This window comes from Neisseria sp. DTU_2021_1001991_1_SI_NGA_ILE_055 (assembly GCF_032342915.1).
Classification (GTDB): Bacteria; Pseudomonadota; Gammaproteobacteria; order Burkholderiales; family Neisseriaceae; genus Neisseria.
Genome location: NZ_CP135440.1, coordinates 70,750 through 89,017, shown reverse-complemented (window position 1 = coordinate 89,017; position 18,268 = coordinate 70,750). Strand labels below are relative to the sequence as shown.

The 18,268-nt window shown below is 49.1% G+C and carries 6 protein-coding genes and 1 rRNA gene; 1 reads left to right on the top strand and 6 read right to left on the bottom strand.

Translation table 11 applies throughout. The features are described 5' to 3' along the window. Positions 1-100 precede the first annotated feature (100 nt). Positions 101-1,641, bottom strand: a 16S ribosomal RNA gene (locus RRV97_RS00375). A gap of 523 nt (positions 1,642-2,164) precedes the next feature. On the opposite strand from RRV97_RS00375, the gene thrB reads away from it, so the two are divergent. Beyond that, positions 2,165-3,088, top strand: coding sequence for a homoserine kinase (gene thrB, locus RRV97_RS00370; protein WP_315611623.1), 924 nt, complete (start codon positions 2,165-2,167; stop codon positions 3,086-3,088). Positions 3,089-3,209: 121 nt separating this feature from the next. Here thrB and RRV97_RS00365 read toward each other — a convergent pair whose 3' ends face one another. The 5 genes from RRV97_RS00365 to RRV97_RS00345 form a co-directional block, all read right to left on the bottom strand. Then, positions 3,210-3,431, bottom strand: coding sequence for a hypothetical protein (locus RRV97_RS00365; RefSeq protein WP_315611622.1), 222 nt, complete (start codon positions 3,429-3,431; stop codon positions 3,210-3,212). A 430-nt stretch (positions 3,432-3,861) separates the two neighbouring features. Beyond that, a complete protein-coding gene (locus tag RRV97_RS00360; protein WP_315611621.1) occupies positions 3,862-4,869 on the bottom strand; it encodes an IS5 family transposase in 1,008 nt (335 codons plus the stop codon). Between the two features lie 408 nt (positions 4,870-5,277). Continuing rightward, positions 5,278-6,426: a trimeric porin PorB gene (gene porB, locus RRV97_RS00355; RefSeq protein ID WP_254346997.1), complete on the bottom strand. Its 1,149-nt coding sequence runs from the start codon at positions 6,424-6,426 to the stop codon at positions 5,278-5,280. 324 nt (positions 6,427-6,750) lie between these two features. Continuing rightward, positions 6,751-9,372: an aminopeptidase N gene (pepN, locus tag RRV97_RS00350; protein WP_315611620.1), complete on the bottom strand. Its 2,622-nt coding sequence runs from the start codon at positions 9,370-9,372 to the stop codon at positions 6,751-6,753. Between the two features lie 156 nt (positions 9,373-9,528). After that, positions 9,529-17,892 carry a YadA-like family protein gene (locus RRV97_RS00345; RefSeq protein ID WP_315611619.1) on the bottom strand — a complete coding sequence of 2,788 codons (8,364 nt, stop codon included), beginning with the start codon at positions 17,890-17,892 and terminating at the stop codon, positions 9,529-9,531. Between the last annotated feature and the right edge of the window lie 376 nt (positions 17,893-18,268).

The window sequence follows — 18,268 nt, the reverse complement described above, 5'->3', positions numbered from 1 at the left end:
CTCTTCTTAAGCGAATCTTGTCTTCACTCAAGCTTTTCTCTTCCGCATCTTTTACAGTTTACCGATAAGTGTGAATGCATCAGTCCTCTTCTTTCTCTAGAAAGGAGGTGATCCAGCCGCAGGTTCCCCTACGGCTACCTTGTTACGACTTCACCCCAGTCATGAAGCATACCGTGGTAAGCGGGCTCCTTGCGGTTACCCTACCTACTTCTGGTATCCCCCACTCCCATGGTGTGACGGGCGGTGTGTACAAGACCCGGGAACGTATTCACCGCAGTATGCTGACCTGCGATTACTAGCGATTCCGACTTCATGCACTCGAGTTGCAGAGTGCAATCCGGACTACGATCGGTTTTGTGAGATTGGCTCCGCCTCGCGGCTTGGCTACCCTCTGTACCGACCATTGTATGACGTGTGAAGCCCTGGTCATAAGGGCCATGAGGACTTGACGTCATCCCCACCTTCCTCCGGCTTGTCACCGGCAGTCTCATTAGAGTGCCCAACTTAATGATGGCAACTAATGACAAGGGTTGCGCTCGTTGCGGGACTTAACCCAACATCTCACGACACGAGCTGACGACAGCCATGCAGCACCTGTGTTACAGCTCCCGAAGGCACTCCTCCGTCTCTGGAGGATTCCGTACATGTCAAGACCAGGTAAGGTTCTTCGCGTTGCATCGAATTAATCCACATCATCCACCGCTTGTGCGGGTCCCCGTCAATTCCTTTGAGTTTTAATCTTGCGACCGTACTCCCCAGGCGGTCAATTTCACGCGTTAGCTACGCTACTAAGCAATCAAGTTGCCCAACAGCTAATTGACATCGTTTAGGGCGTGGACTACCAGGGTATCTAATCCTGTTTGCTACCCACGCTTTCGAGCATGAACGTCAGTGTTATCCCAGGAGGCTGCCTTCGCCATCGGTATTCCTCCACATCTCTACGCATTTCACTGCTACACGTGGAATTCTACCTCCCTCTGACACACTCTAGTCACCCAGTTCAGAACGCAGTTCCCAGGTTGAGCCCGGGGATTTCACATCCTGCTTAAGTAACCGTCTGCGCTCGCTTTACGCCCAGTAATTCCGATTAACGCTCGCACCCTACGTATTACCGCGGCTGCTGGCACGTAGTTAGCCGGTGCTTATTCTTCAGGTACCGTCATCAGCTGTCGGTATTAGCAACAGCCTTTTCTTCCCTGACAAAAGTCCTTTACAACCCGAAGGCCTTCTTCAGACACGCGGCATGGCTGGATCAGGCTTGCGCCCATTGTCCAAAATTCCCCACTGCTGCCTCCCGTAGGAGTCTGGGCCGTGTCTCAGTCCCAGTGTGGCGGATCATCCTCTCAGACCCGCTACTGATCGTCGCCTTGGTAGGCCTTTACCCCACCAACTAGCTAATCAGATATCGGCCGCTCGAATAACGCAAGGCCCGAAGGTCCCCTGCTTTCCTCCTCAGAGAATATGCGGTATTAGCTAATCTTTCGATTAGTTATCCCCCATTACTCGGTACGTTCCGATATGTTACTCACCCGTTCGCCACTCGCCACCCAAGAAGCAAGCTTCTCTGTGCTGCCGTCCGACTTGCATGTGTAAAGCATGCCGCCAGCGTTCAATCTGAGCCAGGATCAAACTCTTATGTTCAATCTCTAACTTATAACTTCTGGTCTGCTTCAAAGAAACCGACAGGACAATGTCTAAAACATCATCTTGTCTGTCTTTCAAACAGTGTGAGGCCTAATGCACTCACACTTATCGGTAATCTGTTTTTTAAAGAGCGAATCGAATTATACAGTACAATTTTCAAAAGTCAACTAAAATTATCGAAAATTTCAACCAACTGTGTTATACTGTCTGCTTCGTTTTCTTCACCGCGTCAGCAGCGAAGAACCGAACTATACGCCTCCCAACAAAACCAGTCAACACCTTTCTCGAAATTATTTTCGAAAATTTAATCACTCCCCTGTTTTAACAGGTTTTTTATTTTTCTAAAAACATTCAAATCTTCCCTATTCGCTTCCAATATCCAACCCGGTTCAATACTAAGGCCGTCTGAAATCTTGGTTTCAGACGGCCTTTTGAATTTGACCTATGCTTTAATTTATATTGTTGCCGCTTGTTTTTTGGTATGATGTTTCTTTGATTTTATTTCAGCTTCGAGTTTGCTATGTCTGTCTATACCAGTGTTTCCGACGCTCAAATGCGCGATTTCTTGCTGCAATATGATTTGGGAGATTTTGTCTCTTTGCAGGGGATTGCTCAAGGAATTACTAACAGTAATTATTTTCTAACTACCTCAACTGGTCGTTATGTGTTGACTGTTTTTGAGGTTTTAAAATCAGAGGAACTGCCTTTCTTTTTAGAGCTAAATCAACACTTGAGCCAAAATGGCGTTGCCTGCGCCGCTCCGATTGCTCGTAAAGATGGTGGACTGCATTCTATGTTAGCCGGAAAACCTGCTTGCTTGGTAACCTGTTTGAATGGCTCCGATACCGGCTGGCCGACTGAGGCACAATGTTTCCACACTGGTGCGATGTTGGCCAAAATGCATTTAGCCGGCCAAGATTTTCCTTTAAAAATGAAAAATCCCCGTTATGATGGCTGGTGGCACGATGCCTGCACTCAGTTGCTCCCGGTTTTAGATAGCGAAGATGCCAAACTGCTTCAAGCTGAAATTGCTGCTTTAGATGAAAATCTTGGAGAACATTTGCCTTCCGGTATTATCCATGCCGATTTATTTAAAGACAACGTATTGCTTAATGGAGATGAAGTTTCCGGCTTTATCGATTTTTATTATGCGTGCAATGGTAATTTCATGTACGACTTGGCCATTGCAGTTAACGACTGGGCGCGGACAGCCGATAATAAATTAGACCCTGCTCTTTATGATGCTTTTATCCATGGCTATGAAAGCGTGCGTCCTTTATCTGATGAAGAACGTGCATATTTCCCTACGGCACAAAGAGCCGGATGTATCCGTTTCTGGGTGTCCCGCCTACTGGATTTCCATTTTCCTCAATCAGGTGAAATGACATTTATTAAAGATCCGAATGCATTTAGAGATCTGCTATTGAGTCTTAATAAGGCATAGTTATAAGATCATCCAAATCTAAATTATAAGAATCTGAAATTTTTTCTCCTTACTAAGATCCTTTTAGAGACTTAAGACCTTTACATAAAAACTCGAAACCTTGTTCATCCAACCAGGCACATCATTTCACACACGAATTGTCTAAAACGACCGAGACATCGTGTTCGACTTTATTCATATACGTCATGTGGACTTTCTTGCCTTTGAATTCTGCTTCGACAACGGATTCCAGCGTGGCAACATCTCGGATGAAGCTGAACTTTTTGTCGTTTGCGGCAATAAATTTGACCGGTTTTTCATGAAATAACGAATAGAAAGACACGCCTTTATTATCTGCAGTCACGACGCATTGCGTTTTGCTGTCGATGGCGATGACGGAGGAAAGCGTATGGGGCTTATGGGTGCGGTCGGCGAAGGTGGTGTAGGAATCATACGACCCGAAGCTGGTTCTTAATGCGAAAGTATTGCCAAGCCATTCATGGCTTGTCCTGTCTTCGGGAAGATTTTTCTCGATGACTTTTTTGCCTGCAAAGAAAGAGCATTCTTGGGTTTTATGGTTGCAGACTTTTCTGATGCTGAACTGCTTGTCCGAAGAAGTAATGATGGTTTCGGCGGCAAGACTGTTTGAGACCTTTGCAAAAAAGCCCTTCCCGCAACAGCCGAAATACCAACACAGATTTTCGGCTGTTTTCGTTCCAAGTACCCACTGGTTCTACCCAAACACCCCCTTAATCCTCCCTAGATACCCGATAATCAGGCATCCGGGCCGCCTTTCAGGCAGCAACAGGCACACTTAGCCTGTTGGCGGCTTTCAACAGGTTCAAACACATCGCCTTCAGATGGCTTTGCGCACTCACTTTGATCAGCCCGAAATAGGCTGCCCGGGCGTAGCGGAATTTACGGTGCAGCGTACCGAAGCTTTGTTCGACCACATAACGGGTCTTCGACAAATATCGGTTGCGTTTGGTTTGTGCTTCCGTCAGCGGACGGTTGCGGTGGGCTTTACGCATAATGCCGTCTAACAACCGATGCTCTTTCAGATGTTGCCGGTTTTCCTTACTGTCGTAGCCTTTGTCGGCATAGACGGTCGTGCCTTCGGCAATACCCTCCAACAAAGGGGAAAGATGGTTGCACTCATGGACATTGGCGGGAGTGATGTGCAGTTTCTCGATATAGCCTTCCTCATCGGTACGGGTATGTTGTTTGTAACCAAGTTTGTAGAGACCGTTTTTCTTTATCCAACGGGCATCGCTGTCTTTACTCGGTGTGGCTTGGCCGCTGACTTGTCCTTCTTCATCAACTTCTATGGCCTGGCGCTGTTTGCTGCCGGCGGTCTGAATAATAGTGGCATCAACGACGGCGGCGGATGCTTTCTCTATTTTTAGGCCTTTTTCGGTCAGTTGGCGGTTGATCAGTTCCAGTAGTTCGGACAGGGTGTCGTCTTGCGCCAGCCAGTTGCGGTAGCGGCATAAGGTGCTGTAATCGGGGATGCTCAGTTCGTCAAAACGGCAAAACAGGTTGAAATCGATGCGGGTGATGAGGCTGTGTTCGAGTTCGGGATCGGAGAGGCTGTGCCATTGTCCGAGCAGGACGGCTTTGAACATGGACAACAGGGGATAGGCGGGACGGCCGCGGTGGTCTCGGAGGTAACGGATTTTTTGACGATTCAGGTATTGTTCGATCGGTTGCCAATCAATCACCTGATCCAACTTCAATAGTGGGAAGCGGTCGATGTGTTTGGCAATCATGGCTTGTGCGGTTTGCCGGAAGAAGGTGCTCATGGGAAATACCCTAAATGTCTTGATGGGAATTTAGGGGATTTTGAGGAATTTTGCAAAGGTCTCGGCTTGTGCGGTTTGCTGGAAGAAGGTGCTCATGGAAAATCCCCTAAATGTCTTGATGGGAATTTAGGGGATTTTGGGGAATTTTGTAAAGGTCTCTGTTCGCACCTAAACGGAGACCAAGATGCCCGATTATCATGTGTCTAAATAAGGATTATAAGGAGTATTTAGTATGAAAAGTCGAAAACCTGTATTTAGATTTTAGCTATCAGGAAAGAGGAATTTTGTAAAATTCTCAACCTTCTTCTATATCAATGGTTAAATTAATTTTTCATTTAGGTAGCATGAAGAATATGAATAAAAAAAGAGCCTGCATAAAACAGGCTCTTTTTCATACTAATCCGAAGATTAGAATTTGTGACGCAGGCCAACCAAACCAGAGATGGTTTCAACTTTGTGAGGGCCAGACTCAGCACCACGCAACCAGCCGGCAGAAACCAGAGCAGTAGTGCGTTTAGAGAAGTCGTAGTCAGCACCAACGATAACTTGGTCGTATTGAGTGCCTTTCAGTTTTTCGCCGTCAACTTTAGCTTTGAAGCCGTGAGCGTAAGAAACGCGAGGAGTTACGTTACCAGCGCGGTAAGCGGCAGTAGCAGCAACTTCAACAGTTTCAACACCTTTGCCATCCAATTTAGTATCAGTACCGAATACTACGTTAGAAGCGTTAACTGGATGAGTGGTTCTTTCACGCATTTCTTTAGTTACAACGCCGTTAGACTGAGCTTGAGCATAGTCACCCAAAGTTTCCCAGTTTTTAGCGTATTGGCCGGCTACAGATACGAACAGGTTGTTAGCATCGTAACCAGCTACCAAACGTTGTACGTGACCGTCTTTATAACCGTTTTTAGTCTCTACAGAGTTTTTACGGAAACCACCGGCGTATTGACCGAAGAAACCAGAGTTTTCGTAGTTCAGGCCAGCATAGTAAGTGTCACGGGTAGCGTCGTTGTGAGTGTATTTATCTTTAGGGTTAGCATTGTCGCGTGGAGTGTATTGTACGCTTGCGCTGAAGCCTGCAAATACAGGGCTGTCGTAACGTACAGATACTGCACGCTCGTCAACACGAGTGAATACAGACATGTTCAAAGCACCGTTGCTGCTTTCCCATTGGTCAACGTTGTCGCTAGAGTCTTTAACAGTAGAGTTCAATTTACCGGCACGAATTTTACCGAAGCCGCCTTCCAAACCGATGAAAGATTCGCGAGAAGCCCACTCTTTGTCGCCACCGGCAATAGAAGTGTCTTGTTCAACTTGCCAGATGGCATTCAGGTTGTTACCCAAGTGTTCGTGGCCTTTAAAGCCGATGCGTGAACCGAAGTCAGCGATTTCAGTAGCAGTTTTAGAGCTTTTCTCGTGACCCAGTTTAGCAGCAGTTTTTTCACCCAATTTCACTTTGGATACTTCAACGCCGGCTTTAATTTGACCGTACAGAGTTACGTCAGCCATAGCTGCAACAGGCAGAGCCGCCAGAGTCAGGGCAATCAGGGATTTTTTCATTGCTGTTTTCCTTTTTTAAGTGTGAAGAAGCGAGATTCGTTCTTCTTATTACGATATCGTTCTGTTTCAACGATTCCATAACCATAATATAAAGGTTATGGCTTAAGAAAACAAATTTTCCTCTTGTTTTAGGCGTATTTTTGATTGGAAACGTTGTTTTTTGCAGACAGAGTGGATATGGAAAGTAGTCGTTTATTCTATAATATCTTTTTCTAAAAGAGGATTTTTACAAAGGCCCCAGGCCGTCTGAAACCAATCGGTTTCAGACGGCCTTTAGTCTATCTATCCCTATTGCCAAATTACAATAAGGTCAACAGACAAGCTTTATTTTTCATTCAGAATCTTACCGACAATCTCGCCCACATCCTTGGACAAACCTTCTTGTGCATTGATGCGTTGCAATTCTTTGGTCATGACGGCTTTGCGGTTGGCTTCCAATTTGTTGCAGATGTTGAAAGCCTGCACCAGTCGGGCGGCAACTTGCGGGTTAAAGCGGTCGATTTCCATCACTTTATCGGCTACAAAGCGGTAGCCGCTGCCGTCTTCTGCATGGAAATGCGGAATATTGCGGCTGAAGCTGATCAACAAAGAACGGGCTTTATTCGGGTTTTCAATGCTGAACTTAGGATGATTCAAGGCCGTCTGAACTTGCTGTAAAGTATCTTTACGGCGGCTGGAAGCAATCAGGGCAAAGTATTTATCCATTACCAAGGCATCATCGGCGAATTTATCGGCAAATTGCGTCAACAAACGATCGCGGATTTCGCTTTCATTGCTGTTGATTGCGGATAAGATGCCCCATTCGTGGGTCATGTTTTGCGCCATTGCCTCGTAATTTTCCGCAACGTGTTCGATATGCGCTGCGTCAGCACGAAGGATAAATGCCCTGCAAGCATTGCGCAAGGTACGCCAGCCGGCCAATTCCGGGCTGTATTCATAACGAACAGCAGCATCAGCCTGATTTTCTTGCTCGGCAGCTTGACGGTTCAGCTCGCGCCATTGAGACAGGAACTTGACGGCAACGGCATTGAGCAAGGCTTCACGCGCCTGATGAACTTGAATCGGGTCAATATTTTCTTCTTCCGCCCATACATCGGTCTCAGACGGCATTTGCAGCAAAATAGCACGGAATGCCGGGTCGAAATCACCGGAGACCACCAAAGCCAAAGCATCCATCAATGCTTTGTGTTCAGGCAGAGGACGGCCTTCTGCCAATGCCTGACGGTTGGCGTTAATGGCGCGATGGTACAAGGTTTGAGCAGCTTCCCAACGGGCAAACTCATTTTCATCTGCCGCCAGTAAAGTCGCCAATTCTTGCTCGCTGTACGGATAGTTCAGGGTAACCGGTGCAGAGAAATCTCGCAGCAGAGACGGGATAACCGGCTCATTGACGCCGCCCAACACAAAAGTCTGCTCCGCTTCAGTCAATACCAAAACCGCCTCTTTCACACGTTTGCCTTGATATTCAAACTCAACCACTTCGCCTTTTTCGTTCAGCAAACCGGTTTTGACCGGAATCATCATCGGCTGTTTGTCTGCCATATCGGGCGTGGCTGGAATGGTTTGTTTGATGGTTAATTCAAACGCACCATCTTTCAGACGGCCTTGAGCATCTAAAACCGGCGTACCGGCTTGGCTGTACCACAAAGCGAACTGATCAAGATTGATGCCGTTTGCGTCTGCCATTGCGGCACGGAAATCATCGCAGGTTACCGCCTGACCGTCGTGGCGTTGGAAATACAGCTTCATGCCTTTTTGGAAGCCCTCTTCTCCGAGCAAGGTGTGATACATGCGCACGACTTCCGCACCTTTTTCATAGACAGTCATGGTGTAGAAATTGTTCATCTCTTCATAGCTGGCCGGGCGGACAGGATGCGCAGTCGGGCCTGCATCTTCAGGGAATTGGAACAAGCGCAGCATACGGACATTGTCGATACGGCGTACCACGCGGCTGGCTCGGTCGCCGGAAAACTCTTGATCTCGGAATACGGTCAAACCTTCTTTCAGCGACAATTGGAACCAATCGCGGCAGGTCACGCGGTTGCCCGTCCAGTTGTGGAAATATTCGTGTCCGACCACAGATTCGATACCTTCAAAGTCAGTATCGGTCGCGGTACGGCTATTGGCCAGCACAAACTTGGTGTTGAAAATATTCAAACCTTTGTTTTCCATCGCGCCCATATTGAAATCACCCACGGCAACGACCATGAAAATATCCAAGTCGTATTCCAAACCAAAGCGTGTTTCGTCCCATTTCATCGCATTTTTCAACGATTCCACGGCAAAACCGACTTTAGGTTTGTCTGTCTCAGTGGTGTAGAACTCGATTTTGACCTTACGGCCGCTCATGGTCGTAAAATAATCTTCAGTTACCGCCAAATCGCCTGCCACCAAAGCAAAGAGGTAGCTCGGTTTGGCAAACGGGTCTTCCCATTTCACCCAATGACGGCCGTCTGAAAACTCGCCGCCATCGATTTTATTGCCGTTAGACAGCAACACCGGATAGCGTTTTTTGTCTGCAACGATGGTGGTGGTAAATTTAGACATGACATCCGGACGGTCGATGTAGAAGGTAATTTTGCGGAAACCTTCCGGTTCGCATTGGGTGAACAGGTTGCCGCCGGAAGCATACAGACCCATCAGCGATTTGTTTTCAGTCGGCAGTATTTCAGTTTCCACTTCCAACGTGAAGTTTTCAGACGGCACGCCGGCAATCGTCAGTTTTTCGTCTTCCAGCACATAATCTACGGCCCGGCCGTTTACTTTCACAGACAGCAGTTTTGCCGAACCATCCAATACCAATGGTTCCCCTGCTCTTTCAGGTTGAACGGTCAGACTGGATTTGACGATGGTTTGCGGTTCTAAAATATCGAAATGCAGGTCAGTTTTCAGAATACGGTACGCTGGCGCGGCGTAGTCTTTCAAATAATGGACGGTTTTGCTCATTTTTTCTCTTTCAGAGTCATGCGGTAAATAGATGAAGCATATCGTTTCAGATAGCCTAAATTCAAGTGTTTTCAGAAAAAAAAGGCCGTCTGAAACCTAAAATTTCAGACGGCCTCCCTATTCAGGCAGCAAATCTAGTTGCCTGTCATTGCCAACTTACCACTGATACAGCGCACCGGCACCGACACCGACATGACCGTCGGTATTGGCCGAGAAGTTGCCTTTGACAATCCAGTTGCCGCCGTCGCTCATCGCAGACACGCCGATGGCCATGGCAGACTGACCGCCGTAGTAGCCGCTGCCGACACCGATACCGGTCGCACCCGGACGGGTTACTTGCGGAATCGAGCCTTGGGCAATCGCACCGGCCACACCCGCATAGGCTTTCTTACCTACTTGGTTGATGTTGTTCTGCAACTCGGTACCCAAACCAATCAACTGGTTCACGTTTGCCGCGTCTGTACCGTCTTTACCCGGAGCCACGTTGGTAATGCGTTGGCCGCCGTTGTTCAGACCGACAGGAGACAATTTGACTTGGTTGTTCGGATTGTTTTCAGTCGGTGCAGCGATGGTTACGCCGTCGTTGTTGACCACGGTATTGCCTGCGGTCAGACCGTCTTTGTTCAACGCAACTTTATCGCCGACTTTCACGCCGTCTTTATTCATCACAGTATCGCCTGCTTTGAAGGTATCGGCATTCACGGTCTTCACGCTGATCTCGTCAGCCAACTTCAGCTGAGCGCCACCGGCAACGGTTTCGCTGATGATGTTGCTGTCGCCTTTGACGTTGATGGTAGAACCCAACGCGTAGTTGTTGCTGCCGGTGGTACCGCCGAAGTTAATACCTTTGGCGATCGTCGCAGCATTGTTGGCAACGTTTTGGTTGGTTGCGTGCAACTGGCTGCCGTTGACGGCATCTTTGCTGTTTGCATTGAGGTCGCCATCCGCTACGTTGGTTACTTTGTTGCCCGCATTATCCAAGCCGTCTTTCGTCAGGTTTACCTTGCCTGCTTTCAAGCCGTCTTTATTCAATGCAACATCGTCACCCACTTTCACACCATCAGTATTGACTACGGTATCGCCAGCTTTCACGCTGTCAACATCCAAGTCTTTATCGGTTGCCACCTCGTAAACAGTTTGACCCTTGTCGCCTGTTTTCTGAGTCACAACAATGTTCTTACCTTGAACGACTTCAGTCTTAGACGCAGCGGCAGCTTGTTTCAGTTGGGAAACATTGACTGCATCGGCGTCATCCGTACCGGCTGCAACGTTGGTAATCTTATTGCCGCCGTTGTTCAAGCCAGCTTTGGTCAGGTTCACATCGCCTGCTTTCAAGCCGTCTTTGTTCAAGGCAACATCATCGCCGACTTTCACACCGTCATTATTCATCACAGTGTCGCCTGCGGTAACGCTGTCAACTTTCAGGTTTTTATCGGTCGCCACTTTGTAAATGGTTTGGCCATTGGCGCCGACATCCTGAGTAACAACAATGTTATCGCCTTGAACGACTTCAGTCTTAGCCGCAGCCGCAGCTTTGTTCAACTGAGCAACATTCACCGCATCAGTATCATCGGTACCGGCTGCAACGTTGGTAATCTTGTTGCCGCCGTTGTTCAAGCCGGCTTTAGTCAGGTTGACATCGCCAACTTTCACGCCGTCAGTATTGACTGTGGTATCGCCGGCTTTCACGCTGTCAACTGCCAAGTCTTTAGCCAATTTGACTTCCAACTTATCAGAGCCATTCGCTACAACGCCGATATTGCCGTCTGAAAGTTTGGCTACATCGGTTTGACCGCCGACAATATTCAGCTTCGTACCCGGTTTGCGTTCAACGTCTTTGCCGCTGTCGCCGCCGAAAGTCAAAGGCAGATTGGCAGTTGCATTAACGGCTTTGATCGCATCGTGGATGTTGTTCTCACCCGTACCGCCAATATCGGTCATGCTGATGTTGCCGCCGTTATTAGCCGCATTGCCACCCAATACATTTACCAACTGATCTTGGGCCGCATTCAGCTGCTCTTCGGTCGCCGCACGTTTGCCTTGGGCAAAATCGCTGCCACCCAAAGTCGTATTGCTCAAGCCGCTGACTTCGCCTTTGTCGCCATCGATTTTCACCGGAGCCGCTTGACCGACATTCAACACATCGGCCAGTTTCAGCTGTGCACCACCGGCTACGGTTTCGCTGATGATGTTGCTGTCGCCTTTGACATTGATGGTGTCGCCCAATGCGTAGTTGTTGCTGCCGGTGGTACCGCCGAAGTTGATGCCTTTGGCGATATTGGCGGCGTTGTTGGCGACGTTTTGGTTGGTCGCAAACAGTTGGCTGCCGTTGACGGCGTCTTTGCTGTTGGCATTGAGGTCGCCGTCGGCTACGTTGGTCACTTTGTTGCCGGCGGCATCGATACCGGACTTGGTCAGGCTAGGACCGCCTGCGACTTTCACACCGTCGTTGTTCACGGTGGTGTCGCCGGCTTTGACGCTGTTCACTACCAGGTCTTTTTTCAGCTTAACGGTCACTTTATCGCCTTGGGCTGCGGTGGTGATGTTGTCGTCGCCGGCAACGGTCACGGTAGAGCCGAGTTTTTCGATATTGGTGCTGCCGCTGTCGCCGTTGAAGGTCAGGCCTTTGCTGTCAACGGTGGTTTTGGCGTCCACACCTTTTTGGATGTCGTCTTTGGTGCCATCAGCCAAGTCGATGCTGTAGTCGGTCACGTTGTTCGCGTCTGCTGCTGAAGCAGTGACGGTCACTTTGTCGGAACCGGCGCTCGCGGTGGTGCCTTTGGCGTTGACGGTGTAAACGTCTTGGCCGTTGGTATCGACGGTTTTAACCACGTCTTTGATGTTGGTACCGGCACGTACTTCGGTACGGGCGGCGGCGCTTTGCTGTTTCAGCTGGCTGTAGTTGACGGCGTCGGTGTCATCGGTACCGGCGGCTACGTTGGTGATCTTGTTGCCGGCGGCATTGATGCCTGACTTGGTCACACTCGGGCCACCGGTAATGGTGAGGCCGTCTGAATTCAGTTTGCTGTCGCCTGCGGTAACGCTGTCAACAGTGATGTCTTTGGCCAGTTTCAGCTGTGCACCACCGGCTACGGTTTCGCTGATGATGTTGCTGTCGCCTTTGACATTGATGGTGTCGCCCAATGCGTAGTTGTTGCTGCCGGTGGTACCGCCGAAGTTGATGCCTTTGGCGATATTGGCGGCGTTGTTGGCGACGTTTTGGTTGGTCGCAAACAGTTGGCTGCCGTTGACGGCGTCTTTGCTGTTGGCATTGAGGTCGCCGTCGGCTACGTTGGTCACTTTGTTGCCGGCGGCATCGATACCGGACTTGGTCAGGCTAGGACCGCCTGCGACTTTCACACCGTCGTTGTTCACGGTGGTGTCGCCGGCTTTGACGCTGTTCACTACCAGGTCTTTTTTCAGCTTAACGGTCACTTTATCGCCTTGGGCTGCGGTGGTGATGTTGTCGTCGCCGGCAACGGTCACGGTAGAGCCGAGTTTTTCGATATTGGTGCTGCCGCTGTCGCCGTTGAAGGTCAGGCCTTTGGTGTCAACGGTGGTTTTGGCGTCCACGCCTTTTTGGATGTCGTTTTTGGTGTCTTGCGCCAAGTCGATGCTGTAGTCGGTCACGTTGTTCGCGTCTGCTGCTGAAGCAGTGACGGTCACTTTGTCGGAACCGGCGCTCGCGGTGGTGCCTTTGGCGTTGACGGTGTAAACGTCTTGGCCGTTGGTATCGACGGTTTTAACCACGTCTTTGATGTTGGTACCGGCACGTACTTCGGTACGGGCGGCGGCGCTTTGCTGTTTCAGCTGGCTGTAGTTGACGGCGTCGGTGTCATCGGTACCGGCGGCTACGTTGGTGATCTTGTTGCCGGCGGCATTGATGCCTGACTTGGTCACACTCGGGCCACCGGTAATGGTGAGGCCGTCTGAATTCAGTTTGCTGTCGCCTGCGGTAACGCTGTCAACAGTGATGTCTTTGGCCAGTTTCAGCTGTGCACCACCGGCTACGGTTTCGCTGATGATGTTGCTGTCGCCTTTGACATTGATGGTGTCGCCCAATGCGTAGTTGTTGCTGCCGGTGGTACCGCCGAAGTTGATGCCTTTGGCGATATTGGCGGCGTTGTTGGCGACGTTTTGGTTGGTCGCAAACAGTTGGCTGCCGTTGACGGCGTCTTTGCTGTTGGCATTGAGGTCGCCGTCGGCCACGTTGGTCACTTTGTTGCCTGCGGCATCGATACCGGACTTGGTCAGGCTAGGACCGCCTGCGACTTTCACACCGTCGTTGTTCACGGTGGTGTCGCCGGCTTTGACGCTGTTCACTACCAGGTCTTTTTTCAGCTTAACGGTCACTTTATCGCCTTGGGCTGCGGTGGTGATGTTGTCGTCGCCGGCAACGGTCACGGTAGAGCCGAGTTTTTCGATATTGGTGCTGCCGCTGTCGCCGTTGAAGGTCAGGCCTTTGGTGTCAACGGTGGTTTTGGCGTCCACGCCTTTTTGGATGTCGTTTTTGGTGTCTTGCGCCAAGTCGATGCTGTAGTCGGTCACGTTGTTCGCGTCTGCTGCTGAAGCAGTGACGGTCACTTTGTCGGAACCGGCGCTCGCGGTGGTGCCTTTGGCGTTGACGGTGTAAACGTCTTGGCCGTTGGTATCGACGGTTTTAACCACGTCTTTGATGTTGGTACCGGCACGTACTTCGGTACGGGCGGCGGCGCTTTGCTGTTTCAGCTGGCTGTAGTTGACGGCGTCGGTGTCATCGGTACCGGCGGCTACGTTGGTGATCTTGTTGCCGGCGGCATTGATGCCTGACTTGGTCACACTCGGGCCACCGGTAATGGTGAGGCCGTCTGAATTCAGTTTGCTGTCGCCTGCGGTAACGCTGTCAACAGTGATGTCTTTGGCCAGTTTGAAGTCAATCTGGTTGTCGGACACGGTGGTGACGATATTGTGGTCGCTGCTGCGGTAGGCAACGGTTTCGCCCAGTTGGACGTTGTCGTCGCTGCCGTTATCGGCGGCAATGTTCAGACCTTTGGCCACATTGGCATTGGTCTCTTTCAGCTGACCGTAGTTAACGGCGTCGGTGTCGTCGGTACCGGCGGCTACGTTGGTAATCTTGTTACCGGCGTTGTTCAAACCGTCTTTGGTCAGTTTGACATCGCCCGCTTTAACGCCGTCTTGGGTCAATGCGACATCGTCGCCGACTTTCACACCGTCGTTGTTAACGGTGGTGTCGCCGGCTTTGACGCTGTCTACGATCAGGTCTTTGTTCAGCTTAACGGTTACTTTATCGTCTTGGGCTTCGGTGGTGATGTTGTCGTCGCCGGCAACGGTCACGGTGGAGCCAAGTTTTTCAACATTGGTGCTGCCGCTGTCGCCGTTGAAGGTCAGGCCTTTGCTGTCAACGGTGGTTTTGGCGTCTACGCCTTTTTGGATGTTATCTTTAGTGCTTTGAGCGAGATCGATACTGTAATTAGTTGTGACGGCACCATCGGCTGCAGTTGTGGTATTAGAGTTCAAATTCAAAGCATTGGAAACTTGTACCGTTGCTTTATCTGCGCTGACGGTATAAGTGGTTTCTTTGCCTGAAGTTGTTTTATTAACGTGCGCGTTATTGCCTGCCTCCACCTTGGTTGTGGTTTTGGCATTATTGATGGCATTGGCTACATCACCAGCAGTCGCTACACCGGCAGTCGGTGCGGACACTGTGCCATTATTATTGACAGACAATGTGCCTTGAGTGACGTTGATTTGGACTTTTGATGCATTCTCGCCATCGGTAACTGCAACGGTCGTCAAGTTGCCATTAGCGTAGTTGACTGTACCGTTGTTGTTGATACGGGATTTGTCGGTACCGTTTTGTTGGATATTGTGTCCAACATTGTTCATAACTGTGTACAGCTGGCTACCATTAACTGCATCGGTTGAAGTGGCGGAAATACGGCCTGCAGCGACATTGTGGATTTGGCGTTCATTGCCTGCGCTGCCTACAGAAACCGCACCTGTTTTGGCAGATGAAGAAGCCGCATAGCTGACATTGGTCGTCGCACCGCTATCGTTTTTGAATGTCGCATTTTTAGCTGTTGCATCAAAATTATTGGCGGTACCAACAGCACCATTACCCAATGCAACAGAGCTACCGATCGTAGTCGTCGCGCCACTACCCAAAGCAACTGAATCGCTTCCAGTCGCTTTTGCATTATTACCACCGGCAAAACTATTCTGCCCGGCAGCTTGGGCTGAGGAACCAATAGCGGTGGAATAAAGGCCTGAACTGTTTGCCTGCTTACCAATGGCGATAGAATAAGCTTGCGTTGTCTGCGCCTGATGACCGATTGCAACAGAATCATCACCGACTGCATTTGACAAATAGCCCATTGCCGTACCGTTATTTTGTGCCGCTGCCCTTGCACCGACAACGGTTGCATTTTCGTAGTTGGCTCTACTGTGTGCACCGACGACTATAGAGTAATTGCGATCATTTTCTGTATTCAAACCTATGGCAATAGAGCCTGTTCCACGAGAATTGGCATTAGAGCCTAAAGCCACGGCACCCACAGTTCCTGAAGTTACAGTTGCATTTGGGCCAACGGCAACAGAAGACGAACCAAGTACGTTAGCATTATGCCCCAAGGAAACACTGCCCGTCGCACCTGTACTTGTTGCCGCATTCGGTCCGATGGCAATCGAATTGGTTGCTTTTGCACCATCATTGTTCCAGTTTTTCGTACCGTCAGTTTTGCCTTCTTCTGACTTAACAGAGAAATAGCGGACACGTTCAATTGCATTCAAGACACCATAAAGCTGTGAGCCGTTGATCGCATCAGTGGAAGTAGCGGAAATATCGCCAGGGGATACATTGATGATTTGGCGTTCATAACCTCTAGAACCAACAGACACAACATCACCGGCATCGGTAGTTGCACCGCCTGCCCAAGTGTAGGTCACACCCATGATTTCACGTTGAACGTATGACCGGCCTTCTTTATCGGTTTTAGAAGCCGTACCCAAAGCTACAGAGTTCAGCAAAGTTGCCTTTGCACCTGTACCCACAGCCACACCACCAAATGAGGAGGCTTGAGACCTTGTACCAACAGCCAAAGATAAATCAGAAGTAGCGTTGGCTTGAACACCCAAGGCAACTGAGCCTTGACCGGCAAGTGTAGTTGGATAGCCGCTAATGACGTCACCAGTCATCTTTGTATAGATCGTACCTAAGTTTTTGCCGGTCAGTGCATAACGCTCTCTAACACTACCGTCTGCATTGTAATAAACAAACTGGTCAGAAGCGTTACCCGAATATGAAGTATTTGTTACAGCCACTAAATCGTCACCACCAATAGCAACAGATGAGTTGCCATTAGCCACAACATTACCACCAATGGCAATAGATTGGTCACCGCGTGCCCATGCACCTTCAGGTCTACCTTCTGTATCAATATCTCTGTAATTACCCGAACCAATTGCAATAGACTGACTTACACTATTTTTTGCAGCTTTATCGCCTACACGTGCAGTATTACCGATAGCAATATTATTAGCCGTTGTGTTAGTTGGATTCTGAATCTCTAGCCCAGCTTCACGACCGATTGAGATTGCGCCCCAGCTACTTGCATTAGCTTCCAAACCAATTGCAATGGCACTTGCAGGCACATCTTTTCTACCTGGAATTTTTGTAGCAATACCAGGAGAATTTGTAACTGCGCCTCTACCGATAGCAATAGTGTTTGCACTTTGAGCCTGTGCCGAGCTACCTACAGCGATAGATTCTGTAACCTTACCTACCGCATTCGTACCGATTGCAATGGCATTCTCTGCATTTGCAGAAGCCTCGCTACCAACACCGATTGCAACCCCATTACTTCCTCGAGAAACACTGGATTGGCCTAAAGCAATAGAGCCTATACCAAATGCTTGTGCCGAATTGCCTAATGCCGTTGTACCCGTATTATTGGCAAGAGCATTCTTACCTACCGCTGTCGCTTGCGTACCATTTGCTTTGGAATCTGCGCCCAATGCTGTTGAATCTGCAGAAACAGCATTGGCACTTTTACCTATCGCTGTTGCATGTGAACTACTTGCACTTGTATCTGCACCCATCGCAACAGCATGAGTTTGAGTAGCCTTGGCATTTGTACCAACAGCAAGGCTATTATTATGTGTTGCATTTGCACTCGTACCTACCGCAACTGCACCGTTAGCCGTAGCATTGGCTGATGCTCCTACTGACAGAGCACCAATACCGGTCGCTGTTGCACCGCTGACCGCGGTCGCACTGGTTACAGCATCAAATTCAATTTTTCCTCGTACTGCAGTTGCCGCATACGAATTACCTGCACCCAAAAGAGCTGCCGAAATCACTGTCAATCTGAAAACTGTCGCAATACCATTTTTACCGGATTCGGCAGATACATCTGTACTGTTTTGTTCCGCAGACGATTTCACACGGCCTTTGGCCAATTCGGACGTTACAACGAAAGATTGAATCGTACGGTTCCAAACGACTTTAAATATCTTATTCATTAGTGTGTCTTTCTCTTTTTATGATGGATAAAAGCGTAGGCGTGAGCATGACGCTACTTTAAAAAATCTATTGCGGAGGATTTCCCTGCAAAATGCTTGCTTCGAGCTGACGTTTATTGTCACTTTAAGACGAAATTTAGGTCTTTCACTATCTCGAAATGAAATAGTATTTCATACTTACTAAATATCCGCTAGTCAGAAATATCAACCGATTATCTTTAATTTCTAAATAAAATTACGGCTTTCAACCAAAAAACCAATTATCAAAAGTTCTCCGGTCATGTTTTTATTAATAAGCGTAATGTTGTATTCCGTCGACAAGCCATCAGCAAACACAGTAATCATGCAAGCCACGTGCCAATTACTTGGAATTTTA

What these genes read in the sequence shown, in the direction of transcription:
- thrB (WP_315611623.1), top strand. Translation starts at nt 2,165, where the DNA reads ATGTCTGTCTATACCAGTGTTTCCGACGCTCAAATGCGCGATTTCTTG.
- RRV97_RS00360 (WP_315611621.1), bottom strand. Translation starts at nt 4,869, where the DNA reads ATGAGCACCTTCTTCCGGCAAACCGCACAAGCCATGATTGCCAAACAC.
- porB (WP_254346997.1), bottom strand. Translation starts at nt 6,426, where the DNA reads ATGAAAAAATCCCTGATTGCCCTGACTCTGGCGGCTCTGCCTGTTGCA.
- pepN (WP_315611620.1), bottom strand. Translation starts at nt 9,372, where the DNA reads ATGAGCAAAACCGTCCATTATTTGAAAGACTACGCCGCGCCAGCGTAC.
- RRV97_RS00345 (WP_315611619.1), bottom strand. Translation starts at nt 17,892, where the DNA reads ATGAATAAGATATTTAAAGTCGTTTGGAACCGTACGATTCAATCTTTC.